Annotated in this window: 18 protein-coding genes, 1 pseudogene and 2 riboswitches; of the genes and pseudogenes, 5 read left to right on the top strand and 14 right to left on the bottom strand. The window is 47.9% G+C overall.

Going from position 1 to position 25,781, the window contains the following annotated elements:
- Positions 1–178: 178 nt before the first annotated feature.
- The 9 genes and pseudogenes from pulA to J7E78_RS00785 form a co-directional block, all read right to left on the bottom strand.
- Positions 179–2,227, bottom strand: coding sequence for a type I pullulanase (gene pulA / locus J7E78_RS00745; RefSeq protein ID WP_215074487.1), 2,049 nt, complete (start codon positions 2,225–2,227; stop codon positions 179–181).
- Positions 2,228–2,407: 180 nt separating this feature from the next.
- Entirely contained in the window at positions 2,408–2,626 is a 219-nt protein-coding gene (locus J7E78_RS00750) for a hypothetical protein (RefSeq protein WP_251034735.1), read from the bottom strand.
- Between the two features lie 37 nt (positions 2,627–2,663).
- Positions 2,664–2,918: pseudogene (locus J7E78_RS00755) on the bottom strand (S-layer homology domain-containing protein); the annotation flags it as partial.
- A 15-nt stretch (positions 2,919–2,933) separates the two neighbouring features.
- Positions 2,934–4,445 carry an extracellular solute-binding protein gene (locus tag J7E78_RS00760; RefSeq protein ID WP_215074489.1) on the bottom strand — a complete coding sequence of 504 codons (1,512 nt, stop codon included), beginning with the start codon at positions 4,443–4,445 and terminating at the stop codon, positions 2,934–2,936.
- 219 nt (positions 4,446–4,664) lie between these two features.
- A complete protein-coding gene (locus J7E78_RS00765) occupies positions 4,665–5,777 on the bottom strand; it encodes a glycoside hydrolase family 88/105 protein (protein WP_215074490.1) in 1,113 nt (370 codons plus the stop codon).
- Between the two features lie 24 nt (positions 5,778–5,801).
- Positions 5,802–7,301: an extracellular solute-binding protein gene (locus J7E78_RS00770; protein ID WP_215074491.1), complete on the bottom strand. Its 1,500-nt coding sequence runs from the start codon at positions 7,299–7,301 to the stop codon at positions 5,802–5,804.
- Between the two features lie 61 nt (positions 7,302–7,362).
- Positions 7,363–8,235, bottom strand: coding sequence for a carbohydrate ABC transporter permease (locus tag J7E78_RS00775; protein ID WP_062835838.1), 873 nt, complete (start codon positions 8,233–8,235; stop codon positions 7,363–7,365).
- A gap of 45 nt (positions 8,236–8,280) precedes the next feature.
- The gene (locus J7E78_RS00780; RefSeq protein WP_215074492.1) at positions 8,281–9,234 is read right to left on the bottom strand and encodes an ABC transporter permease; all 954 of its coding nucleotides are present in this window, start codon (positions 9,232–9,234) and stop codon (positions 8,281–8,283) included.
- A gap of 282 nt (positions 9,235–9,516) precedes the next feature.
- Positions 9,517–11,853: an AraC family transcriptional regulator gene (locus J7E78_RS00785; RefSeq protein ID WP_215074493.1), complete on the bottom strand. Its 2,337-nt coding sequence runs from the start codon at positions 11,851–11,853 to the stop codon at positions 9,517–9,519.
- Between the two features lie 527 nt (positions 11,854–12,380).
- On the opposite strand from J7E78_RS00785, the gene J7E78_RS00790 reads away from it, so the two are divergent.
- Together J7E78_RS00790 and J7E78_RS00795 are read left to right on the top strand one after the other, a co-directional pair.
- On the top strand, positions 12,381–14,384 hold the full coding sequence (locus J7E78_RS00790) for an endonuclease MutS2 (protein ID WP_215074494.1): 2,004 nt from the start codon (positions 12,381–12,383) through the stop codon (positions 14,382–14,384).
- A 139-nt stretch (positions 14,385–14,523) separates the two neighbouring features.
- Positions 14,524–14,775, top strand: a complete 252-nt coding sequence (locus tag J7E78_RS00795; protein WP_215074495.1) for a cysteine-rich CWC family protein — start codon at positions 14,524–14,526, stop codon at positions 14,773–14,775.
- 62 nt (positions 14,776–14,837) lie between these two features.
- Here J7E78_RS00795 and J7E78_RS00800 read toward each other — a convergent pair whose 3' ends face one another.
- The 5 genes from J7E78_RS00800 to gcvH form a co-directional block, all read right to left on the bottom strand.
- The gene (locus J7E78_RS00800; protein ID WP_215074496.1) at positions 14,838–15,983 is read right to left on the bottom strand and encodes a mannitol-1-phosphate 5-dehydrogenase; all 1,146 of its coding nucleotides are present in this window, start codon (positions 15,981–15,983) and stop codon (positions 14,838–14,840) included.
- Positions 15,980–16,414, bottom strand: coding sequence for a PTS sugar transporter subunit IIA (locus tag J7E78_RS00805; protein ID WP_017686856.1), 435 nt, complete (start codon positions 16,412–16,414; stop codon positions 15,980–15,982). The genes J7E78_RS00800 and J7E78_RS00805 overlap by 4 nt, the downstream gene beginning before the upstream one ends.
- Entirely contained in the window at positions 16,411–18,513 is a 2,103-nt protein-coding gene (locus tag J7E78_RS00810) for a BglG family transcription antiterminator (protein WP_215074497.1), read from the bottom strand. The genes J7E78_RS00805 and J7E78_RS00810 overlap by 4 nt, the downstream gene beginning before the upstream one ends.
- Before the next feature lie 38 nt (positions 18,514–18,551).
- Entirely contained in the window at positions 18,552–20,006 is a 1,455-nt protein-coding gene (locus J7E78_RS00815; RefSeq protein WP_215074498.1) for a PTS mannitol transporter subunit IICB, read from the bottom strand.
- 420 nt (positions 20,007–20,426) lie between these two features.
- Complete coding sequence (gene gcvH, locus J7E78_RS00820; RefSeq protein WP_047844042.1) at positions 20,427–20,819, bottom strand: glycine cleavage system protein GcvH; 393 nt, start codon at positions 20,817–20,819, stop codon at positions 20,427–20,429.
- Between the two features lie 344 nt (positions 20,820–21,163).
- Positions 21,164–21,286, top strand: a riboswitch (glycine riboswitch).
- A 3-nt stretch (positions 21,287–21,289) separates the two neighbouring features.
- A riboswitch (glycine riboswitch) is annotated at positions 21,290–21,390 on the top strand.
- Positions 21,391–21,606: 216 nt separating this feature from the next.
- Here gcvH and gcvT point away from each other — a divergent pair.
- The 3 genes from gcvT to gcvPB all read left to right on the top strand — a co-directional run bounded on the left by gcvT (position 21,607) and on the right by gcvPB (position 25,681).
- Positions 21,607–22,743, top strand: coding sequence for a glycine cleavage system aminomethyltransferase GcvT (gene gcvT, locus J7E78_RS00825; protein ID WP_215074499.1), 1,137 nt, complete (start codon positions 21,607–21,609; stop codon positions 22,741–22,743).
- Positions 22,740–24,095, top strand: a complete 1,356-nt coding sequence (gene gcvPA, locus J7E78_RS00830; RefSeq protein WP_215074500.1) for an aminomethyl-transferring glycine dehydrogenase subunit GcvPA — start codon at positions 22,740–22,742, stop codon at positions 24,093–24,095. The genes gcvT and gcvPA overlap by 4 nt, the downstream gene beginning before the upstream one ends.
- Before the next feature lie 146 nt (positions 24,096–24,241).
- Complete coding sequence (gene gcvPB, locus J7E78_RS00835; RefSeq protein WP_215074560.1) at positions 24,242–25,681, top strand: aminomethyl-transferring glycine dehydrogenase subunit GcvPB; 1,440 nt, start codon at positions 24,242–24,244, stop codon at positions 25,679–25,681.
- Positions 25,682–25,781 lie beyond the last annotated feature (100 nt).

The following is a 25,781-nucleotide window of genomic DNA, read 5'->3' on the forward strand; positions in this document are numbered from 1 at the left end:
GAAAACAAGCGCCATAGATTGACTGCATTTGTACCTGTCCTGACAAAAAAGTTTGGAATATACATGTTTTATCTCAATTTATTTGATTAGATTTGATTGGATATCTTGAACGTATCCTTGTTAGCGATTTTACTAATGGTTTGTTGGAACCTTCAATTCTTGGCAAGCATTGCGTTCATCAGGAATTGGAATACATCACCGTTAGGGATATCGCATTCACACTTACCTGTCCGTCCTGTATGGTACGTATCGTATCGACGCCTGCTTGTCCTTTTTCTACAATCACATTCCATGTCCCTGTCGGAACAGAGAGGTCACGGTTTTCTTTTGCCGCATTATAGATGACAACAATGCGTTCCCATGAATCGTTGGCAGCCTTACCTTTCAATTCATACGCTAGCAGCCCATTACCTTTTTCGATTAAACGAACATGCTTCTCGATCTCTTCCCGTGTACGAAGCCGAAAGGCTGGATGTTCTCGCCGAAGACGGATCAGCCCACGATAATAATCAAATACTGGCTTAAACAGCTTCTTCTGCTCCCAATGTATGGCATTGACCACGTCTCCACTCTGGTGGCTGTTGGCGTCCCCGTATTTGCTGCGAAGCAGCTCATCTCCAGCCGCGATCAGGGGAATACCCTGGGAGGTTAGAACGATACCATTGGCAAGCAGACAACGCCTAACGGTCTCATTCTCCAGAATGTGTTCCGAATCGATTTGCAGGTAAGGCCTGGCCTTCTCTACTGCCTCTTCCACACTCTGGCATCCGCGGATACTTCCATCCTCGTCATAGGTGAGGAAATTCAAGGTATCATGTAGTCCTTGTGTACGTGCGACTTTGTCCCACAGGTTGAGATTATCATGCACTGTTACATAGTTAATCGTCTCGGATGGACCATCCGTAAAATCCTGAATGGCTCCCCGGACGCCAGTCCACAATTCGTCTTCTTTCCCGTCCGCGCCCGTCGCAAATCCAGTACCCATTCCATCACTGTCTCCCTTAATCACTCCGCGGAAATTATCGTTAAACACAGCAAAACCCGCCCCGCGCTGCGTTCCTTTTAGGGTCATATCATCTCCAAGTGGCGAATCCAGTGCACCCCATGGTTCACCATACAGCAATATGGATGGGGATACTTCGGTGTGCAACTCCGCTGCAAGCTGTTTCATTGTAGTTGTATCGATCAGGCCCATCAGGTCAAATCGAAAACCGTCCACATGGTACTCCTCTGCCCAGTAACGGACCGAGTCGATGATAAACTTACGAACCATGGAGCGTTCAGTAGCCACCTCATTGCCCGTACCTGAACCATTGCTATAGGTCCCATCGGCGTTTTGACGATAGTAGTACCCTGGTACAAGTTTTTCAAAAGAGCTGCCTGCTGTATCAAACGTATGATTATATACCACATCCATAATGACACCTATTCCCTTGTTATGAAGCGCAAGCACCATTGATTTGAACTCACGAATTCGGGTCTCCGGATCATCTGCGCGTGATGCATAGGAACCTTCCGGGACATTGTAATGAAGTGGATCATATCCCCAGTTATAGTTGGAGTCATCCGTCGTATCACCATCCACTCTGGATTCATCGACCGTCGCAAAATCAAATACGGGGAGCAGATGCACATGGGTAATTCCGAGTTCAACCAAATGATCGATCCCCAGTGTGTTGCCCTCCGAATCACGCAGACCCGTCTCGGTAAAAGCCATGTATTTGCCTTTATTCGTTACACCAGATGATGGGTAAATGGAAAAATCACGTACATGCAGTTCGTACAGGACTGCATCTACAGGACTGGTCAATTCAGGGCGAATATCCTTACTCCACCCAAGGGGATGCGTCTGCTCCAGTCTGACGATTACACCCATTTCTCCGTTCATGGTGACCGCTCGTGCGTATGGATCCACAGCAGTCGTTGATTGTCCATCTTCGAAAGTAGGCTTGTACATGTAACGGTAGCTACTTAAATCACCCTTCAGTTCCAGCACCCAGATGCCTTGTTCTTTCTTTTGCATAGGTAACGCCTGCTGTTTCCGTTGATTGGGCTCTTCCTCCGGGCTCCCCCCTGTCAAAGGTGGGTACAGAAGTAGTTCCATCTGAACGGCTAACGGTGACCAGACTTTGAAGCGACAGGACTGTGCTTCTAATGTGACACCTAAATCTCTTCCTTTGTATGTATCTTCTGAAATCAATAGTTCCTGCTTATCCTCTTCAATCATGTGTGTTGTTCCCCTCTCGTTGAGAAAATTGTTGAAATTGATGAATATGGATGGTACGAGTGCTCCTTACCCTTTATACCCGTTCTGCTGCCCAACCATAATCCGAATTACACAAAAGAAGACAAACGTCATGTAGGTTCACATTACGCCTGCCTTCTTTATGGGTAAAACGATATCTCTCTAATGTGGTACCTGGGATTGGAAATCATTCCGGCTGGATTGATCCGCGTGGTACAAAACCACGTCCCCATCTTGCATCGGCCAGCTTCTCCCCTGAACATCTACCGGGCTCTTATCGAAACCTTCCATTTGCCACTGATTCATCAACGGTGCATGAATATATTGCAGATGCGGTGCATTCGTATTGCCACTGCGCAAAATTTCGATATTAATATTCACTACAATATAACCGTCCCTCAGAAATACCGTTGCCTTCTCATCCAACCGGTTTTGTCTGGCAAGCGACTCGAGATCGGTTCCTTTGGAATCCTTGTCCTACAAGCTGGCTAACCGCCGCTTCAGACCAATGTCCCTTGAGATCAGCAAAGGGATTCTGGCCCTCTACCCTCTCCAGTCCAGTCGCACGGGCAAGTATGGTTGCATATTCCCCACGCGTGATTTTGCCATTTTGACGAAACGTTCCGTCCTGGTAACCTGAGATCAAGTTTTTTTTATACGCTTTGGCAATCGTTGCTTGAGCCCAGTTTTATTTTCCGTTCAGTTCCTCATAGGATGCTTCCAATTCCGTGATCAATTGATCACCACCGGCTTTCCTCCAGCTTGCGATTTCCTGCTCCCAACCAGCATCATCGATTTTACCCATAATGTACTTGGTCTGCGCATCCCAGATCATCTGATCCAGTTCCTGACCACGCTCGGTATAGATCGCCGAAGACAAGGTGAGTGCCGGATTAGCAATGGCATACTGCTCATTCTCACGCGCCATTTTTGTACCTTTCATACCAATGGGAACATCGACCAGTTCAGGCACGTTATAACCTTCAATGCTTAACAAATTATCCCGATATGGCTTCACTTCACGCTGATAAGCATCAAAATCTTTGAGTTCGGTTTTGCCATCAGCAGTCTTGGTGTAGTGCACATCGAGCAATCCACGGAGCTGCAACGTGCTTAATTCCTCATCCATTAACTGATCCAGGAACGTAAGGACCTTCTTCAGTTGTTCCTCATCCGTAACGGATGCCTTCGGAATGACCAGCATTCCGTAGTTTCCTGGCTCCCCGGCGATACGAATACCATCAGTTCCCTGGAATGGAGCCACATCAATCTCTCCATCCGGAGCATTAGGCGTAAGCCGTTGCTGAGAGGACTTTCCGTTCTGAGCCACACCATTCAGCTTCATGCCAACCAGGCCGGAATCCATTTTTTTGTCCGCATCAGAAGGGTCCAGGGCAGGGAAGTCACTATTAATTAATCCCTCGTTGAACAGTCGCTTGAAGAGTTTCATCGTATCCACATATTCGGTGGTCAAGAACTCCGGGGTCAGTTTCCCATCATCATCCACACCCCATTTGTTGACACCGCCAATACTTACAGCGATCCGCGTCAGTGGGGAAGAGACACCCTCATTATACTTTTTAAAGAGCAGTGCACCGTACGTATCCTCCTTACCATTCCCGTCCGGATCGTCCTTTCGCATGGAGCGCATCACTTCATACCAGTCATCCAGCGTTTTGGGTATATCCAGCTTCAAGGTATCAAACCAGTCTTTGCGATATACGATCGCAGTCCGTCCAATATCCCGGAAGTTCGGAATACCGTAGACCTTGCCTTCAATTTTGATATTGTTAAAATAAGCCTCGGATTGGGCAGACAGGTTTTTATAATCCTTCAAGTATGGCCCCAGTTCCCAGAACAATCCCGTTTTGGCGGCATTAAACGTTGTCGGTACATAATTGACACGCATAATGGTCGGCATCTCGCCTGAAGCAACCATCACGTTCACCTTATCATCAAAAGCAGACTGCGGAATCCACTGTACATTAACATCTGTATTCGTGTATTCCTCAATCTTCTGTTCAATCCCGTTCTCCTTGGCCGGTATATCACCTACCTGCATTAAAGAGATGGAAATGGGAAGTTTACCTTCCCCTGCAGCAGGTGCTTTTTCTCCCCCGCAACCTGCAAGCAATCCAGCGGACATAGCACCAATTACAACGATTCCGCCTAAACGGGACATTGGACCTTTTGGACTCATGAACCATCTCTCCTTTTGATAAGGTTATGTACACAGACCACTCCGATGACAGAACAACCTTCAGATCGCTGTTATCCCCAGATTTTTTGATTCCCTTCTAAACAAAGGGGAAAATCCGGGGATAGCCTATGCTTCCGATGTAGCTTTCCTTCAGAAAGCTTTTAGGCGAACGCTTCGCTTCCTCAGATTATTTCTGCCCTCTTCGTTCTCATGTACATGTTAATTGGACTTGTAAAGTTCAATCTCCACTCCCGCCAAAATGAACGGAGCGACCGACTTCGGATCATTGATCCGAATGGACTCGGTCACATAATACTCATAGGACCCGTCACGATACGGGCTTCCTCCGAGACCGGCTCCGCCGTTACACTGCGTCAAGGACAACACGCCTTCACGGTCCGTTTGCAACAGATGCTGTAGCAGACCCTGATAACCTTTTTCCGCAATCGCTTTGAACTTGCCACTCAGATATCCTTTACGCACACCTTTGGCCAATGCATAGACAAACATGGAGGTCCCGGAAGCCTCCAGATAGTTCCGCTCTCGTCCCGGTTGATCCAACAGATGTGGCCATAGTCCGGTCTGCTGATCCTGCACATGCACAAGTGCGTTTGCTACCCGTTCGAAGATACCCACAATCTGCCCGCGCTGCGGATGATCTACCGGCAGATGGTCCAATGTATCCACAACCGCCATCACATACCAGCCCATTGCCCGACTCCAGACATGTGGAGAACATCCCGTTGCCCCCGAACTCCAGCGCTGCTCTTTGCTCTCATCCCAGGCATGGTACAAGAGACCACTACGCGGATCACGTGTACGTTGCTCCACCAGCAAGAGCTGCAGAGCCGCCTTGTCAAACCACTTCTCTTCACCCGTCACTGCGCCATATTGGGTCAGATACGGAGTAGCCATGTACAATCCATCCAGCCACATCTGGAAAGGGTATATCTTTTTGTGCCAGAACCCGCCTTCACTCGTATGTGGCTGTCCTTTAAGCTGAGTCATCAGCAAATCCGCAGCTTTGCGGTACTTCTCCTCTCCCGTTTTCTCCGATAACAGGAACAGCGATTTGCCCTGATTGATCTGATCCAGGTTATATTCCTCGACTGTATAGGAGCGAATCGAGCCATCTTCCTGAACGAAATGATCCATCAGCTCACGGATGTAGTCAAAATACTTTTGCTCCCCCGTGTGCGTGTACAGCTCCTCCAGTGCTTTCAGCAAGCAGCCGTTCTCATAATGCCAAGTGGAGTACAGCTCATGGTTACGATAACTTTCCATGAACTGCTGTGCCATGCGCACCGATGTGAATTGCAATGTTTCCTTCATGATCAAGCCTCCGCTTCCGGCTCTTTATTGAGCCTGTTTTTTGTAATCTTCGGCATATTCCTCACGAATCTTGTTTCCACCTGCATTACCCCAATTCTCGATTTCCTTTTCCCAGCCACTTTGATCGATCTTGCCCATAATGTATTTGGTCTGTGCATCGGCAATCACCTGATCCAGATCTGCCCCACGGTCACCATACGTTGGAGAATATAACGTCAGCGCAGGGTTTGGCACAGCATGCTCCGCCAGTTCCTTGGCAAGTGCCGTACCTTTTTCACCCAGCTCGGTATCCTTCAATTTCGGTACGTTATATCCTTCAACATAAGGAAGATTGTCACGGTAAGGTTTCACTTCACGCTGGAATGCATCGAAGTCACTCATCTCCACCTGATCTTCGCCCACTTTGGTGTAATGTTTGTCTTCCATACCACGCATCAGCAGGGTAGCCATCTCAGGGTCCATCAGTTTATCCAGGAAGGAGAGCAGACTCTTCAGTTCCTCTTCCGATTTCACCGTCGATTTAGGGAATGCCAGAATTCCCGAGTTACCCGTCTGTCCTGCAACACGATCTCCGTTCGCTCCAAGCAAACCAGCGATGTCTACCACACCATCCGGATTGTTTTTGGACAGACGCTCTTGCTGACTTTTTCCGTTCTGCGCAACACCAACACGGATACCCACAACACCGGAATCATACTTTTTCTCCGCTTCCGTAGAGTCGAATACGGCAAAATCTTGATTTAGCAGTTTCTCATCGTACAAACGTTTCAGCAGATCCAGCACCTGCATATATTCTGGTGTCATGAATTCCGGTGTGAAGCTGCCATCGTCCTCAACCTTCCACTTGTTAGGTGCACCAAAACTTACGCCAAGGCGCGTCGTGAAGGAATATTGGTCCTCATTATATTTTTTGAAAAGCATCAGCCCAAACGTATTATCCTGACCATCTCCATCCGGATCGGAGGTTGCCAGTGTCTTGATCGTTTCGTACCATTCATCCGGTGTCGTTGGCACCTTAAGATTCAGCTTCTCGAACCAGTCCTTGCGATAGATCACTGTAGCCCGCGCAATATCCGAGAATACTGGAACCCCATAGATTTTGCCCTCTACCTTGATGTTGTCAAAGAAACGCTCGTTCTGTGCCGACAGATTTTTGTAATTTTTCAGCAAAGGTCCCACTTCCCAGAACACGTCATTACGCATCGCGCTCGTCACCGTTGGGTTATATTGTACTTTCACAATTTTTGGCATATCGCTTGAGGCGATCATCACGTTAATTTTGTCATTGTAGGCTGAAGCCGGAATCCACTGGATATCCAGTTTGGTATTGGTGTACGCTTCAATCTTTTGCTGAACCTCATTGCCTTTGCTTGGCACATCACCCACCTGTGCAATGGCTATGGACACATTCTGTACGCCGCCCTCGGCAGCCTGACCCTCGTCTGATCCGCATCCTGCCAGCAAACCTGTCACCAGTGCCAGTGTGCTCAAGACAGCTACGGCTTTCTTTTTTGTTGCTTTCATCACATGAAAACCTCCCTTTTTTATGCAGTCATACTGAACTGACTATGAACCATCTGCCGACTCAACCTTTCACCGAACCCAGCATCACTCCTTTAGCAAAGTGCTTTTGCAGGAATGGATATACCAGCATAATCGGAATTGTGGAGAACACGATAACGGCCATGCGAATGGTAAGCGGCTGGATCTCGGTCTCTTCGATACTTGTGTCTCCGATTCGGCTCTGTGCCAGAATGACAATCTCACGTAGCCAGACTTGGACAGGCCACTTCTCACTATCGTTGATATAGATAACAGCGCTGAAGAAACTGTTCCAGTGGGCCACCGCATAAAAGAGTGAAAATGTCGCCATGGCTGGCATGGACAATGGCAGTACAATCCGGAACAATACGCTGACATCGTTACATCCATCAATTTTGGCTGCATCCTCCAGTTCGTCGGGAATGGCCTGGAAGAAGTTTTTGAGTACGATCAAGTTAAATGCACTAATAGCGGTAGGTAACATCAGCGACCATAACGTATCCGTCAGGTGCAAAGATTTCACGACAAAGTATGTTGGAATCATCCCGCCACTGAAGAGCATTGTGAACAATACACCGAGCAAAATGGGCTGGCGTCCACGCAAATATCTTCTGGAGAGCGGATACGCCATAAGTGACGTAAACAACAGATTAATGAAGGTACCGATCACCGTAATATAGACCGATACGCCCAGACTGCGAATCAAGGTATCTGTAGAGAAAATGTAACGGTACGCAGCCAGAGAGAACTCTTTTGGAAAAAGAATGAATCCTCCCTTAGCCACTTCATGTGGACTGGTAAATGAGACGGCCAAAATATAAATGAACGGGATGACCGTCACAATTCCAATCAACAGCAGCAAGCCGTGATTCACAAAATCAAAGATCCGGTTGCCCCACGTTTTATCCTGTTGCATCTTAATGTTCACTCCTGTCTGGTGAAGAACGTCTGCCCCCAAAGGTTAGTAGACGCCTTCCTCCCCGAATTTTTTGGCCAGCGTATTGGCACCAAGGACAAGCGCCAGCCCGACAACCGATTTGAACAACCCGACAGCAGCACTATAACTGTACTGTGCCTGGGTAAGCCCCTTCGTGTACACGTAGGTATCGAATACCTCGCCCACATCCCGGTTTGTCGGAGTCAGCATCAGGAAGATCTGTTCAAAGCCTGTATCCAGAAAATTGCCCAGACGCAGAATGAGCAAAATGACGATTGTACTGCGAATGGCCGGCAGCGTAATGTGCCAGGTTTGGCGCCAGCGATTGGCACCATCAATCCGTGCAGCTTCATAGAGCTGTGTATCCACACCGGAAAGCGCCGCCAGGAAGATAATTGTGCCCCAACCAACCTCTTTCCAGATGGATTGTCCGACAATCATCGTTCGGAACCATCCCGGTTCAAGCAGGAAAGCCACCTTTTGCCCCGTCAGGTTGTAGAGCAATTCGTTTATGGCACCGCCCTCTGTTGTGAACAGCATGTAGAACACACCGACAACAACAACCCAGGAAACAAAGTGTGGAACGTAGACTAGCGTTTGTACAAATCGTTTGAACCGTTCACGGCGTATTTCATTCATCATGAGTGCCAGTACAATCGGCAGTGGGAAAAAGAACACAATGTTATAAATGGCAAGTAAAAACGTATTCCGAAATAATGTCCAGAACTGCGGTTCACTGAAGAAACGCTGAAAATGTTTGAATCCTACCCAGTCACTCCCCAAGATGCCCTTGTAAGGGGTGTAATCCTGAAAAGCCATTGTGATGCCATACATGGGTATGTATTTGAAAATAACAAAGTAAAGCACACCGGGTATTAACATGATATACAGCCACCGGTTTTTGATAATGTCTCTCCACAGCAGGTTTTTGTCACTGCGGGTAGCGGGCCGTGTTCGAGCCGCCGTTTCGGCTTTCATATTGTCTTCCTCCCCACATTGGAAACGATTACAAAATATCACTTCCTGAATTCATGTCTTCATTGTGGCGGATAAACGAATGACTGGCTATCGTCTCGTTTTAGCCTTTTGTTTTTCCTTATGTAGCAAGGGTTTAGCTCATTTCCCTCACAGAATCTAACGGCGCAATGAACTGCTTTCAACCTCCATATTCCTGTCTTAACTTCATGGAGAAAAGCAGTTTTCTCCCTACACCTGGACATGAAAAAGCCTGCCTGCCATGGCAGGCAGAGCAGGTTTGTTTTATCGCTGCTGCTCCCGGTACTTGCCAGGAGTTGTTCCTGTGATTTTGCGAAACGTACGGATAAATGCGGTTGGATTGGTATAGTTTAATTTCTCGGCAATCTCCGATATTTTCAGATTTGTTGTTTGCAGCCAGGTCTTTGCTTTTTCCATACGGTACTCTGCCAGATATTCCGTAAAATTGACACCCGCTTCCTTCTTGAATACCCGACTTAGATATACAGGATGAAAATTAAGCTCAGCGGCACAGGCTTCCAGCGACAATTCACGATCATAACGTTCCTCGATCAAGCGAATCATGCGTCTCGCAATGTTCATGTATTGGGATTCTTCCTGCTCTCGCCAGAAACGGATAACAGGCTGGAACAGCCGCTTGCGGAACCAATTGGTCATTTCGTCCAATGTGGACAACTTCAGCAAATGTGACATGGATGCTTTTTCACCCAGCACTTCAGCCACATCTCCACCTTGCTCCTGCACAAGCTGATATACACGAGACAATAACTGAACCATAATGACGGGGTATTCACTGAAATGAAGCTTTTTATCGGCAAGCAGCCCCAAATATTGCGTAAAATACGCGTCAGTCTTTTCTTCATCTCCCTGCTTGAGCGCAGAGGCCAGTTGATCTTCAATCATGCGTAACTGGGTATACAATGCGGCCTCCACCTGACCACGTGGCTGAATATCCTCGTAATGCAAAATAATACGGCTGCCCAGACTTACCCGGCCCTTCAGAGCCTCTCGGCTCTCTTGAACCGCTCTTGGCGTATCTCCGATACAAGTGTAGAAACGACTGATGCCGATACTTACGGGCAGATTCAGATAGGTCACGACACGTTCGCGAATCCAGTCTGCCTGGGTATGCATCCATTCCTTCAGCTTCACCTCATCCGTCAGTTCGGAGGCAAGTACGGTGACCTGAGCATCATCCAGCATGACAGGGGTGAACCGAACTGCCGAAGGAAGGAGCTCACCTACCATATTGTTGACGGCAAACAGCAGCAGATCGCGATCCTGTTCCTCATATCGGGTCCCTTCCAAGGTATCGATCTGGAGCATGAGTACGCCAAGACTCGCCCACCCTGTCGGGAAATCGTACAATTCTCCCTGATATCTGAAATCTTCTTCCGAGATTTTACCTGTCAGCAGTTTGGTCATAAAAAACTCCTGGAGGTGCACATGCTGCCCCTTCATCTGCTCACGCATCGTTTTCTCCGAGCTGAACAAGGTTGACAATTGCTCCTCAATATAGATAAATTCATCCTGACGGCGTCCTGACGGAACAACTGGGGAATCCAAACCCTTCGTAAATTGCAGCAGTCTGGAGATCGGTGAGTACATCCGCCGACTGCCGTATATGGCGACCAATCCCGTTCCACATAACATGACCAGTGTAGCGACACCGGTAACCAATGCAATTTTCTGTGACTGGGCCGTGATCTGTCCAAGAGATACAACGGACACGTATAACCAGCCGTTGAGCGGAGATTGCCTATAACTAACCGCTACTTGGTTATCTTCCACCTCCGCACTGAAGAAACCCTCTGACTGGCCCGTCGTTTGCACCATTTCCTGAATTTCCTTATTCAGCGTGTCATATTTCCCACCCTGCTGCATATCGTTCAGAAAATACTTCTGTTCCCGATCCAGAACGTACATATCTCCAGAATTCGTATTTCGACTCAAGTAGGTACTCAGTTCCGTATCGGCGATATCAATCACAAGAAATCCCTTTGGTTTCACATTGGTTGGTATCATCGGAATTTTGAATACCATACTGACCACATTATCCGATGATATAAGAGCAGGTGCCTGTTCGGGTGTTAGTTCACCCATACCTGCTGACACAGGTACACTTTCTTTCGCTGAACTGGCATTCTGAGTGACCCAGAACAGGCTGTTGGTATAACTTAGGTAGGAGCCAATTCGGTCTCGAATGCTGAAATCATCCAATTTGCCAAAAGAACGCATCGAAACAACCCAATCTTCATCCAGATTAACCAGATAGGCTTGGTCAATATTCGTAACCGCTTGCAAGTTGTTAAAACCGGAGGTCAGATCACGAATCTCCTGAAATTCGCTGCTGTCCAACGGTTTCTTCATCGCTTGGAGTACCAGAGGCGAATTGACATACTGGATGGATGATAATTGCAGGCTGCGCAGAACTTGTTCTACCCGCATTTGGGTCTGATGCAATATCTGAAGATTGCTCTCACGCACTTTCTGTTCAATGTCACGTGATGCAATCGTATACGAGACCGAACCAATAACAATGACCGGAAGGGCTCCGAGGATCAGGGTAAAGCAGAGCAAACGCAGTAAATACTTCGGCAAGAAGAGCATCCTCCTTTATACGTATGTTTATTAAAATAAATCGCTTTCATTGGATTATTTTACTATTGTTATTTTAAAACCCATTCTTATTCAAGTCCACTCATTTATTCTAAAGGTTGACTTCAAACCAATTTCCAGTTTATATTGATTGCATATTCCTCAATCAAAGGAGAGATTTTTAATGTCGGTGAATGTTCTTAACTAACCAAGTTTCATATTCAGGAGTTTGGCCTTTCATTGCGCTTGTGCCCATATGGCATACGTGTATTTCATGATGCGCCAGATCCCTGTACTTAGTTAAGAACAGCGGATATCATAAATCGCCTCTGGGATTGTCATTGTCCGGGTCTATTTCCGCGCTGAGTTCAGCGCGGATTTTTTAATATAGACCTGTAGTGGACTATGCTTTCCCATACGTTTAGGGCGGAGAATGACGTTTGTTCATTCTCCGCCCTTTTTGCGTTTTCCAGGAATATGTTTCAGCGCATCAACTGAAATCCCAATTCCAATTCAAGGAGAGATTACGCATGAATGAAAACACGTTAAACAGTTTGGGCTATCCACAAATTCAAAAAAATGTTGCAGACTGCGCCCTGTCTTATCTGGGCAAACGTTATGCGAGAGAACTAAAACCGATGGCAGATGCTCACCTTATTCAGATTCGCCTGGAAGAAACAGCAGAAGCGGCTGCGTTGATTCGCTTCGGGGCCAGTATCCCCCTCCCGTCACTCGACGGAATGGAAACCATTATGGATCTGCTTGGCACCGGTTATCTATTCAGTGAACGTGACTTCAGTCATCTCGCTCAGTTCCTGCGGAGCTGTGCACAACTCATGAAATACATGGAGGGCAAGTCCGGGGTTGCTCCCACCGTCAGTCGTTATGCAGCATCCATGATTCTGATCGAACCTTTGCTGAATGAGATCGAGCGCTGTATCCATAGTGGACGAATTCAGGATCAGGCGAGCAAGGAACTGATTCGAATTCGCAAAAAAATGACGGTCAATGAGGAACGTATGAAACGAAAGCTCGATTCTCTGGTGAGTAAACATCGTTCCATTATGCAGGAGCATGTCGTCAGTCAACGCGGAGGAAGAACGGTTCTGCCCATTAAGAAAGGGTTCCGTAAACAGGTGAAAGGCAGTGTACTGGATGAATCCGGGAGCGGGCAAACCGTATATATCGAACCTGTTGAATTAGTAAGTTTACAGATGGAATTGGCCGCTCTACAAGCGGAGGAGTCCCGAGAGGAGATGAGAATTCTCGGTGATTTAACCTCCCTGGCCGAATCGTATAATCGTGAAATCGCACTGAACACCGAAACGGTAGGTGTGCTGGATTTTCTGTTTGCCAAAGCCAAATATGCGGCCACCATGGACGGACGTACCGTTCGAGTCAATACGCAGGGCCACATTAACCTTCAACGTGCACGTCATCCGTTCATGGGTTCTTCCATGGTTCCCCTTGATTTTGCAATCGGCAGAACGTACTCGTCGCTCATTATAACGGGCCCGAATACAGGGGGTAAAACGGTCGCACTCAAAACACTTGGTTTGTTAACCCTGATGATGCAATCCGGTCTGCTTATTCCGGTGGAGGAAGGTGGCGAGATGGCTGTTTATAACGAAGTAGCTGTTGATATTGGTGACGGACAGAGTATGGAACAAGCACTCAGTACATTCTCAGCACATATTCGCAATATGATTGGCATACTGGAACAGGCCAATACGTCAACTTTGGTGCTCATTGATGAGATGGCTTCCGGCACAGATCCCGGTGAAGGCGTCGGACTTTCCATCGCTATGCTGGAGGAACTGCACAGCCGCGGAGCAACCGTTGTGGCGACAACGCATTTTGGTGAGATCAAACATTTTGCTGCTGCCACGCCAGGATTCGAAAATGCCCGTATGGAATTTGACACCGTTTCTCTCCAGCCACTTTATCGATTGCGTATCGGGGAAGCTGGTGAGAGCTATGCTTATTCCATCGCATTAAAGCTGGGCATGCCACAGCGAATTATTGAGCGTTCCAAGTCCCTATCGGATCAAAGTAACTCGAAAGATCGTACATTCGTGTTCACGTCTCCTCCTTTGGAAACTCCGGTCCTAAAGTCTGATCGTTCCGTTACAGAATCAGTGAGCCCAGCAGAGTTATCCATGCGGAATAAGTGTAAGCAGTCAAAGGATTCAGTCGGTCTCCACAAAAAGACAACAACCAGAGAGTCGGATTCCCCTGCTCCTGCCAAAACTTTTCGCAAAGGGGATCGGGTGTACGCAGCCTATCTTAATCAGTCGGGCATCGTCTGTGATGTGGAGGATAGCCGGGGAAATATCGGGGTCATGCTGCGAGGACGCAAAGTCAAAATCCATAAGAAACGCCTGACCCTGCATATATCTGCCAATGAGCTTTATCCGGGTGACGATTATGACTTGGACATTGTGCTAGAAACAAAGGAAAATCGTAAGAAACGTAAATTGATGGGACGCAAACATGTGGAAGGCCTACAGATCGAATTACCGCCTGAAGAATAGCCGATGGGAGAAACAGATGTGGTGAAATGGAAGTCATATATACACAGTGAAATCCATAATCACCGGCGTATTTCTGTTATACTGGGACCAGTATGTTCAACTTCAGCTCGTAGCTATTCCACAGGGAGGGAAGAACTGTATGTCTGCAGAACAAGACGATCAAGAGCACATCCATATAGATGTTCTTGTCTGCCCGTTATGCGGGGAAGCTAATCGCTGTTCGTATGCCGCAGGACATCCTCATTCGGAATGCTGGTGTAACCGGGCTACTTTCCCCGAAGGTGTATTTGACCGCATTCCGGCAGAGCAGCGCCGAAAATCGTGCATATGTCAACGCTGTTTGGACGACTATGCTGATAAACGTCAACCAAAAGAAGAGCCACACAGTTAACAAACTGTATGGCTCTTCTTCTACTATGCATCATCTATACTATTAACTTACAGCCATTGCTCTTACATTTGGTTATACTGGGCAACAGCCTGTTCAAGCACCGGATGATGCTCATCCATGGACGTATAATGGTGGAGGGTTGCTGTAATTCCCTTCTCGCGGATCATGTTCTGCAGTTCAACTGCTTCCGGATCATCGGAGACATCAAACTTGCAGGCAGCTGCCATACCCATAGCCAGATAAATCGTATCAGTTCCATCCGCATATGCCTGAAGGGCCGGGCGAACCAGACGATCATTCGGAGACAACTTGCGCAGCGGGGAACGACCAACACGAGTAACCTCATCGGTAAGATACGGGTTGACGAACCGTCCCAATATTTTGACAATATACTGCTCATGCTCGTCAGGATTAAATCCAAAGCGCTTCACCAGAACTTTTCCAGTTTCCTGCAAAGCACCGTAGACAATCGATTTCACCTTCTCGTCGGCAATAGCCTTCTGAATCGTGTCATACCCGTGCACATTACCGATATATGCTGCAACGCAGTGTCCTGTATTAACCGTGAACAGCTTCCGTTCGATATACGGCTCCAGATCATCGACATATACAATGCCCTCAACCGGTTTGAATGCAGGAGCCATCTGGGAACGATCCACCACCCACTCGTAAAAAGGCTCCACCTGTACATGCAACGGGTCTTCATGATGCTGAATAGGCACAATCCGGTCTACGGCCGAGTCTGGAAAATAGACATACTGATCAGCAAGTGAACGTAACTTTTCATCAAGCAGAGCATATACATGCTCTTTCAATTGCGTACTGGCTCCAATTGCGTTCTCGCAAGCAATTATGTGAAGAGGGTTTTGAGCAGGACCGGAATTCAGTCTTTTCTCAAGTCCCTTCGCAATACCTGGTGCAATATGTTTTAGCACGCCTACGCCCACCGCGGTTGTAATCAGATCAGCTTCCACAACGGTTTGGGCAACCGTCTCCAGCTGGGTTCCATCGATAGCATTTACACCTGTCACGGTCTCCTGATCCTGGCTCTCGTTAGCCAGCTCCACCGTATACTGCCCCCGTTGCTGGAGAGCCGTTACCAAGGTCTGATTCACGTCGGAAAAAATCACCTCATACCCTGCCCGGGAGAGGATCAATCCGATAAACCCGCGTCCAATGTTACCTGCGCCAAAGTGGAGGGCCTTCATAGCTCCATTTCACTTTCCAGAATAGCGATAACTTCTTCGGCTGTTTTCGCCAGACGCAGGGCCTCCATATTTTCATCCTCAGCACAGATCACCGCGATGCTAGTCAGGATCTCCATATGTTCCCCGCCTTGAGCCGCGATACCAATCACCATATAGGCTTTTTCTTCCCCAAAATCAACACCCTGTGGATACTGAATGACAGAGATGCCTGTGGATAAAATGAAAGCTTTGGATTCCTTCGTACCATGCGGAATAGCCAGGCCGTTCCCTACGTAGGTCGAGACAATCTCTTCACGTTCAATCATCTTCTCAATGTAATCAGCGGTAATATGTCCCGCATCCTTCAGAATCTGTCCTGCCATACGAATCGCTTCGTATTTGTCCTGAGCCGTCGCATTCATGATGACTTTATCTGTTGTTAACATACTCATAATGGTTGACCTCCAATTTCGGTTTTACTGCGATAAAATCCAACCAGTTCCTGGGACAGGTAATGAATGAGTTCATCCCTGTTTCCCTTTTCCAGCAATGTAATCATTTCTTCCTGCAATAACAGTGCGCTAATCTCACTGAGAACCTCCAGGCTTTCCTTGGATAATTCTCGAGGGCCCAGCATCAAAAGAACATGGGTAACTCCTGCCGGATCATCCGGCGTACGAAGGAGTGGCTCCGTGAGCTGAAACAGACTGATAGACGGCCTGTATATCCCCTCACTGCGTGTATGAAACAGTGCAAGTCTTGTGCCGGGAATCTTCTGACTCCCCACTGCCTCACGTGCCTCCAACCGTTTCGCGACCTCCTCCGGTTCCTTCAACACACCAGATCCATGGAGTACGTTGCACATCGCATACACCGTTTTATAGAATCCGATATCTTGGTTATCCAGCGGATACACCTGAAACTTGCCAATAATTCGGACGATTTCAACTAAAATAGCTTCCATTCCGTCAGGGTCCAAGTAACGACTTGAGGTCTGAACCTCTGTCTCAAGCGGCTTGTGATGCTGTCGTTGTAACGTTGTTGTCCTAATAAAATGACGCAGACGTTCGCTCTCTTCTGCCGTAAGCAGTGGACTCACTTTGTAATACTGATGCTCATCCATCGGCAGATCAACAGTGGATAACACCAGATCATATTGATCTGTAGGTATCCGGGCAGCTTCATACCAGGACACGCTATCCATGATTCGAATCTCGGGAATCTCTTTGGACAATCGGCTGGATAGCATGCGTGATGATCCAATTCCGCTTGTACACACGATGATCGCCCTGATCTCCCGTTTCAATGTACGTAACCTCTCGATGGAAGCCCCAAAGTGCATCACCAGGAAACCGATTTCCTCATCCGGAACGTCTGTGCCTGGCCAAGCTTGCCGCACAGATTGTTTGACCTCTTCGAAGAGGGAGTCATAATCCTTGCGAATCTGCTGCAGTAGCGGATTACGAATGATCTGTTGCCCTTCAATTCGCTCCATTACAGGTTGCATATGACCAAGCAGACCTTCACGAAGCAAACGATCCTCATGAAAGGTGTAATGCGTTCTTGCCTGCATCTGATCAATCAGTGAATGTACCCTGTCCAGTAAAATCAAGTCGTCGATTGGCAACAGCCGCGAAGAGTGAATCCGCTGCTCTGTCTCAACTAATAGTCTGTGAAAATAAGTTTGCTCCTCTTGGGAGAATGTCAGCCCCAGTTGAGTGGATAACACACCGCATAAGCGGGAAGCCATATAAGGTGGAACCTTCATCTCATCCTGCTCTGCAGCAGCATCTTCCGTGTTCTCTCGCGGAGAACTACGGCCAATGCCAAAGCCTTTACGAATACGTACAACCGCTACGGATAATTGAATCAGCAGCTTCATGTATTGGCGTTCAGGGATGTTCTCCAGCCATTCGATATCTGGTTGCCATAACGCATTTTCGACCGTAAGTACATCACCGTGTCCAATCATATCCAGCAATTTTTGATTTACGATGGAGCCCCCTTGTTCAGGCTGTCTTCCGAACAGGTCCGACTCATCCAGAAATTCGAGAGTAAGTGCAGCTATGGCTGTGCGATAAATCGTCTCACTTCCGTTAATCTTGACGCCATATCCACGTCTGCGAACAAGCTTTAGTCCCGCCTGACGAATTCGTGACTCCAGATCATCCAGATCAGTGGTTACGGTGGATACGGTCACTTTCAGATCCGAAGCCAGTGCGAGCAACTTTACAGGCTCCGGTTCATCCAGAAGGATGCAAAGCATGAAGAGCTTACGCTCTTCTGGCGTAAACTCTACATATTCTTTCCCCTCTAGCTGCTGGCGCAATACAGCCAGATCATCGGAACTGGCATCGATTCGGATACCGGTTCCTGATTTTTTTTCCAGCCTCATGCCCAAAGGTTCAAGCCATTGTTCAATCATTTGCAGCTCCCGGTGAACCGTTCGGGTACTGACCTTTACTTCAAGGGCGATTTCGCCGGCAGTGACTTCATGTGGATGCTCCAGCAGAAACTCCACGATTTCACGTTGTCTTTTGGTAATACTCATATCTCAGCCTCCGGCTCAGGGAAAACGAATGCGTGCAATTACTTTAGACGTTCAACGAGCGCATCGTATTCCGGGCTTTTTAGGAAGTTGTCGATGGATATATGTTCTGCGTTCGGCGCAACGGAGCGAGCACGATCGGTTAATATTTGTTGTGTAATGACCACATCTGCATCCGGCGGGATATCACTGATGGCCGTATTGGTCACCGTAACGTCAATCCCCTCTGCCTTCATCTTCTTGCGTAGAATGGAAGCGCCCATGGCACTTGACCCCATGCCTGCATCACAGGAGAAAACAATCTTTTTCACATCTGTTTTCACTGTAGAAGAAGTCATATCTGCGGCTCTGTCTGCTTCACGATGATTAGCCGTAATGCCAGCGTTTGGCACGGTTCCTTGACTCTTCATGTCTTTCATCCGACTGGATGCGGACTCCAGATCTTCGTCCTTTTGTTTACCCGTTTTCAGCAACACAGCTGCAATCAGGAAAGAAACGACGGCTGCCACAAGTACCCCTGCGAGCATCGGCAGGTATCCACCTTTTGGTGTTAAGAGGAAATACGCGATAATACTACCCGGTGATGGTGCCGAAACAAGTCCGGCTCCGGTGAGCATGAATGTTAATGTACCTGCGACGCCACCCGCAATTGCGGCAAGAATCAGAATTGGTCTCATCAGAATGTAAGGGAAGTAGATCTCATGAATTCCCCCGAAGAAATGAATGATAACGGCACCTGGTGCAGAAGATTTGGCCATTCCGCGTCCGAAGAAGCAGTAAGCAAGCAAGATACCAAGTCCCGGACCCGGGTTCGATTCAAGCATGTATAATACGGATTGCCCTAATTCTCTTGCTTGATCCGTTGCAATCGGTGTCAGAATCCCGTGGTTGATTGCATTGTTCAGGAACAATACTTTACCTGGTTCAATGATTAGGTTGACCAGCGGTAACAAGCCCAGATTCATTAAGCCTTGTACCCCGGCAGACAATACTTTGCTAATCGCTTCTACAGCAGGCCCGATGCCCAGTAGCGCAATAATTCCCAAGATCCCGCCAATAATACCAGCTGAGAAGTTGTTAACCAGCATTTCAAATCCGGCTCTAATTTTGCCTTCAATGGATTTATCGAACTTTTTGATGATCCATGCTGCCAGTGGTCCGGCAATCATGGCACCGAGGAACATCGGAATATCACTACCCACGATGACCCCGATGGTCATAATGGCACCTACGACACCACCACGCTGACCATGCACCATTGTACCCCCGGTGTAACCAATTAACAGTGGCAGCAAATATTTGATCATCGGATCAACTAGCTGTGCTAGTGTTTCGTTAGGGAACCAGCCTGTTGGAATAAACATGGCCGTAATTAATCCCCAGGCGATGAACGCTCCCATATTCGGCATGACCATACCACTCAGGAATCGGCCAAAACGCTGCACACCTACCCGTAGCCCACCTTTGGAATTGGACGATTGGTCCAAATTACTCATTGTATTATCCTCCTTGGATCAAGTGATTATGATTTATGAAAGGGGTATCATTTCTCCCCTGCTGTAATCCTAAGCGAGAATGGTCTCCTGTTCAATGAAATGAAAGCGTACTTTCGTCATGAACAATGATGACAACATTAGGTTATGTAATCGTTTTAATCGATGCATAATGGCTGAACCCCTTGGTACACAAGGATTTTCTTGCCTATGACTTTTATCATTTCCAGAATCATTTTCTAACCTATAGCTTGGTCCAATCAGGTGATTTACATCCACAATCTGCTTCAATCCACATTCAAAACTATTCTTGGAAAGCACAAAAAAACCTGTGTAAGCATCCGGCTCACACAGGTCGAAACAATATGAAGCTCATATCATTTAATTATAAAATATATGTTAATAAGTACAAGTTCGTTGATACTATTCTTCCGTATGTTTCCGATACGCGTCTGCATTCATCAATGTAGACAATGCTGCCGTCAGATCTCCCTCAACACGAATCTCAATCATCCAACCTTCCTCGTAAGGAGAGCTGTTCACAAGTTCAGGGGAGTCCTGCAACGAATCATTGACTGCAATAATTGAACCTGTGACGGGAGAGAACAAGTCCGAAACTGTTTTGACCGATTCGATCGTTCCAATGCTGTCTTCTGCTTTTACATTGGTTTCAAGGTCAGGCAATTCCACAAACACAATGTCACCCAGCTGATGCTGCGCGAACTCGGTAATGCCAATACGTACAGTATCCTCCCCTACGGTTTGCACCCATTCGTGCTCTTCACTGTACAGGAAATCACTTTTCAATTCGCTCATCGATATCCGCCTCGCTTTTCATTAAATGAGTGCATGCGTTCTTTGACCTTAACCTTTTTCCCAGAACATAGCGTATGATATTTTTGATTCAAATGTCAAGATACCTCACAATTTTTTTGATCATCCTGTGCCAAACCCGTAACCTGAATACACTCTTTCTACATATACTGGTGAATATTAGAATAGTAAGCGTAATCTTTTTAAATACACGAACAATAAGATTAAAATTATATTAAACATTCGGTTTTTAATCATTTTCTATGATATCGTTCTTGACATCGGCAGTGGATTCACGTTTTAATGAGAGGAGTAAATGTGTTTATTGGACTATGTTATACCCGCGGATGAATGTAAAGGGAGAGATTACCCATGACACCCGATTCGGGATGTACATGAGGTAACGCCGAAGGAGTAAACCACCGATAAGCGGGGGTGAATCTCTCAGGCAAAAGGACTTTTACGGGACGCAACTCTGGAGAGCATCTATTCGCCCTGTACGGGCGTTATGATCACCCAAGGGGAAACCTGCTGCACAATGCCGCGGGGTAACTCTCAGGTACAAGGGACAGAGCCTTAGAATACAGCGTGCTACTTGGCATGCCGATTCTTTGGCCTGTCCTTTTCCTTTTTCCCAAAAAACGAAAAACAGGATGTAGAACGACGCTGCCATAGCTGCCTTACCATAATTATGTGATGAAATTATCTAGCTGGAAATTTAAAAATACCCTGGTTCATTGATCCACGATTGTATATCCGGCCGGCTGACGGCCCATGACGAGGTGATTTGATGTCCGATTTGCTTAGAACACCACTCTTCCCACTATATCAGCAATATGAAGGCGTACGGTGCATTGATTTTGGAGGCTGGGAGCTCCCGGTACAATTTAGCGGAATCCAGAAAGAACATGAAGCGGTGCGTGAGCGTGCCGGACTGTTCGATGTATCCCATATGGGCGAATTCACAGTACAGGGTGAACAGGCTGAAGTTTTTTTGCAACAAATGACGACAAATGATGTGACCACGCTGGTTCCCGGTCAAGCCCAGTATACCCTGATGTGTTATCCAGATGGCGGTGTGGTGGATGATCTGCTCGTGTATAAGCTGGAAGATCAGCATTATATGCTTGTTGTTAACGCCTCGAATATCGACAAGGATTGGGCATGGCTGCAAGAGCACTTGATCCCTGGCGTAAGCATGACCAACGATTCGGAGCAGACAGCGCTGCTCGCCTTGCAAGGTCCACTGGCTGTAGACATTATCGGGAAAGTTACAGATGCGGATGTAAGCTCGATTGAACCGTTTCGTTTTGTGCAGGATGCTGAAGTCTGTGGAGTAAAATTACTGTTGTCCCGTACCGGTTATACCGGTGAAGATGGCTTTGAGCTATATGTTCCTGCAGATCAGGCCGCTGTGGTCTGGAATGGGTTAATGCAAGCCGGTGAAGGTCACGGACTTGTACCCACAGGCCTCGGTGCTCGGGATACACTGCGCTTTGAAGCAAAGCTCCCTCTGTATGGACAGGAATTGTCGGCAACTATCTCTCCACTCGAAGCTGGCGTAGGTATGTTTGTGAAGCTGAATGCCGGACCTTTTATCGGACACGAAGCCTTGTTACAGCAAAAAACTGACGGGCCCGCCCGCAAATTGGTCGGCATCGAAGTGCTGGAGCGCGGTATTCCCCGCCCCCACTATCCCATTTATGCCGAAGGTGTACAGATCGGTGAAGTGACAACAGGCACACAATCACCTACTTTGAAGCGTAATCTGGGGCTTGCCCTCATCGACAGCAAATACGCTGCGCTGGGTACCCAGCTTGAGATTGAAATCCGGGGCAAGAAACTGAAAGCCGAGGTCGTGAAGACCCCTTTCCATAAACGGACACGTACGTCAAAGACACCTACTCAAGGAGCTGATCAAGCATGAGCAAGCACCGTTACATTCCCATGACTGAGCAAGATCAGAGCGCCATGCTCGCAACCATCGGTGTAGATACGCTGGAGGATCTGTTCCAGGACATTCCGCAGGAGATTCGTTATCAGGGTGAACTGCCCGTTTCCTCCAAACTCGATGAATATGCGCTGACACGTCACATGTCGAAACAAGCTGGCGCCAACGCCAATTTTGAAACACACGCCAGCTTCCTCGGCGCAGGTATATACGATCATCATGTTCCTTCCGTCATTAATCATGTCATTTCCCGTTCCGAGTTCTACACTGCCTACACACCTTATCAGCCGGAGATCAGCCAAGGTGAACTGCAGGCCATTTTCGAATTCCAGTCCTACATCTGTGAATTAACAGGCATGGCCGTAGCCAATGCCAGTATGTATGATGGCGCAACTGCCTTTGCAGAAGCCGGTAATCTGGCCGCAGCGGCAACTCGTCGCAAACAACTCATCGTATCCCGTACCGTTCATCCGGAAGCCCGTCAGGTATTGCAGGCATATGCGCACGGACTCCGTCTGGAGATTATCGAGATTGGTTATAAGGATGGCCTCACTGACTGGGATGCCCTGCAAGCCGCCATATCGGACGATACCGCTGCTGTCATGATCCAGAGTCCGAACTTCTTTGGTGCTGTGGAAAATGTGAAGCAGGCTGCCGACCTCGTGCATGCACACAAGGGCCTGCTCGTTGTAAGTGCTAACCCGCTATCGCTGGGTCTGCTGGAAGCCCCAGGCAAGCTGGGTGCCGACATCGTTGTTGGTGATGCGCAGCCCCTTGGGATCGCCGCTTCACTCGGCGGCCCGACATGCGGATATTTCGCCGTATCCCAGCCTCATATGCGCCGAATTCCTGGCCGAATTGTAGGCCAGACAACCGACCGCAACGGCAAGCGCGGTTTTGTACTGACATTGCAAGCACGTGAACAGCATATCCGCCGCGAAAAGGCGACATCCAATATCTGCTCCAACCAGGCTTTGCTTGCGCTCAGCGCATCTGTATATATGTCCATCATGGGGAAACAAGGAATGATCGACGTAGCCGATCTGAATCTGCAAAAGAGTCATTACACCCTGAATACATTAACTGCCATTCCTGGAGTTAGCCTTACTTTTGATGCACCAACATTTAATGAGTTTGTGATTAAGCTTCCTGATGGAACAGATGTGGATGCCCTTCAGTTAAAACTGCTGGATGCGGGATTTATTGGTGGCTACGAACTCGGACGTGATTATCCGGAGCTTGCCGGACATATGCTGATTGCTGTTACCGAACGACGCAGTAAGGAAGAGATTGACGAATTCGCACGAGCATTGGAGGAATCGCTGTGACTCAGGAAACAACGACGACAACGACGACAACGACAACATCGGTACAAGGACAATCGGAAACAGGTACCTCTGTCTCCACTTCGGTTCAACCTGAGACGTATACAACATTCAGTGCACAGACCCTATCTCCTGCTCCGGAACAATCATTGATTTTTGAACTCAGCAGCCCTGGGCGTGTCGCTTATTCCCTGCCAGAATGTGACGTTCCTCGTCAGGCTGCCGATACGTTGATTCCCCGGGAAATGCTGCGTTCGGAAGCTGCGGCACTGCCGGAAGTGTTCGAGGTAGATGTTATCAGGCACTATACTGCGCTGTCCCGTCGCAACTTCGGCGTAGATAACGGCTTTTATCCACTGGGCTCTTGTACAATGAAATACAACCCAAAGATTAATGAGGATGTAGCCCGTTATAACGGTTTCGCCAAAATCCATCCGTACCAGCATGAATCCAGCATTCAAGGTGCACTTGAACTGTTATATACGCTGCAAAACGACCTTGCAGGTCTGACAGGTATGGACGCTGTGACTCTGCAACCAGCCGCTGGTGCCCATGGAGAATGGACTGGACTCATGATGATTCGTGCCTACCACGAAGGTCGTGGCGAACAACGCACCAAAGTCATCGTGCCTGATTCCTCTCACGGAACCAACCCGGCGAGTGCTACCGTTGCAGGATTTGAAACTGTGACGATTCCATCCCGCGCAGACGGACTGGTCGATCTGGACGCACTCCGTTCAGCCGTTGGTTCCGATACGGCAGCATTGATGCTGACGAACCCGAATACACTTGGTTTGTTCGAGAAAGACATTCAGGAGATTGCATCCATCGTACATCAGGCTGGTGGCTTATTATATTACGATGGCGCGAACTCCAATGCCATTATGGGCATTGCACGTCCGGGTGATATGGGCTTTGACGTGGTGCATCTGAACTTGCACAAAACAATGAGTACGCCTCATGGCGGCGGTGGACCAGGTGCCGGACCCGTCGGCGTGAAAAGCCGTTTGATTCCGTTCCTGCCTAAACCGATGGTGATCAAAAATGATGCTGGTATGTATGTATTCGATCGTGAAGGCGATCAATCCATTGGTCGAGTGAAAGCCTACTACGGCAACTTCGGTATTTTGGTACGTGCCTATGCCTACATTCGCACCTATGGACCAGAAGGCTTGCGCCGTGTATCTGAGTGTGCGGTACTCAATGCTAACTATATGATGGCCCGTCTCGCACCTTACTTCGAGATTCCGTATCCGGGCGTATGCAAACATGAATTCGTTATGTCTGGTCGAGGGCTGAAGCAGTACGGTGTGCGCACACTTGACGTTGCCAAACGATTACTTGATTTTGGATATCACCCGCCTACGGTGTACTTCCCGCTCAACGTGGAGGAATGCATCATGATCGAGCCAACGGAAACCGAAAGCAAAGAAACACTGGATGGGTTTATTGATACGATGATACGGATTGCCAAAGAAGCGGAAGAGACACCAGAATTGGTACTCAACGCACCTTACGGAACACCGGTTACCCGTCTCGATGAGACAACCGCGGCCCGCAAACCTGTACTGAACTGCGCGTGCAGTTAACACTAATTGAATTTCTAATCCATGCTTTTGCTGGTGTTAACTACACCAGCAAGAGCATTTTTTTGGCTAGACCTACAGGACCTTTCTCCCCGTACTCCCC

The organism is Paenibacillus polymyxa (assembly GCF_018614975.1).
GTDB lineage: Bacteria > Bacillota > Bacilli > Paenibacillales > Paenibacillaceae > Paenibacillus > Paenibacillus polymyxa_E.

Bases quoted from the DNA above. Each gene is read 5' to 3' on its own strand.
- pulA (WP_215074487.1), bottom strand. From the start codon at position 2,227: ATGATTGAAGAGGATAAGCAGGAACTATTGATTTCAGAAGATACATAC.
- J7E78_RS00760 (WP_215074489.1), bottom strand. From the start codon at position 4,445: ATGAGTCCAAAAGGTCCAATGTCCCGTTTAGGCGGAATCGTTGTAATT.
- J7E78_RS00765 (WP_215074490.1), bottom strand. From the start codon at position 5,777: ATGAAGGAAACATTGCAATTCACATCGGTGCGCATGGCACAGCAGTTC.
- J7E78_RS00770 (WP_215074491.1), bottom strand. From the start codon at position 7,301: ATGAAAGCAACAAAAAAGAAAGCCGTAGCTGTCTTGAGCACACTGGCA.
- J7E78_RS00775 (WP_062835838.1), bottom strand. From the start codon at position 8,235: ATGCAACAGGATAAAACGTGGGGCAACCGGATCTTTGATTTTGTGAAT.
- J7E78_RS00780 (WP_215074492.1), bottom strand. From the start codon at position 9,234: ATGAAAGCCGAAACGGCGGCTCGAACACGGCCCGCTACCCGCAGTGAC.
- J7E78_RS00790 (WP_215074494.1), top strand. From the start codon at position 12,381: ATGAATGAAAACACGTTAAACAGTTTGGGCTATCCACAAATTCAAAAA.
- J7E78_RS00795 (WP_215074495.1), top strand. From the start codon at position 14,524: ATGTCTGCAGAACAAGACGATCAAGAGCACATCCATATAGATGTTCTT.
- J7E78_RS00800 (WP_215074496.1), bottom strand. From the start codon at position 15,983: ATGAAGGCCCTCCACTTTGGCGCAGGTAACATTGGACGCGGGTTTATC.
- J7E78_RS00805 (WP_017686856.1), bottom strand. From the start codon at position 16,414: ATGAGTATGTTAACAACAGATAAAGTCATCATGAATGCGACGGCTCAG.
- J7E78_RS00810 (WP_215074497.1), bottom strand. From the start codon at position 18,513: ATGAGTATTACCAAAAGACAACGTGAAATCGTGGAGTTTCTGCTGGAG.
- J7E78_RS00815 (WP_215074498.1), bottom strand. From the start codon at position 20,006: ATGAGTAATTTGGACCAATCGTCCAATTCCAAAGGTGGGCTACGGGTA.
- gcvH (WP_047844042.1), bottom strand. From the start codon at position 20,819: ATGAGCGAATTGAAAAGTGATTTCCTGTACAGTGAAGAGCACGAATGG.
- gcvT (WP_215074499.1), top strand. From the start codon at position 21,607: ATGTCCGATTTGCTTAGAACACCACTCTTCCCACTATATCAGCAATAT.
- gcvPA (WP_215074500.1), top strand. From the start codon at position 22,740: ATGAGCAAGCACCGTTACATTCCCATGACTGAGCAAGATCAGAGCGCC.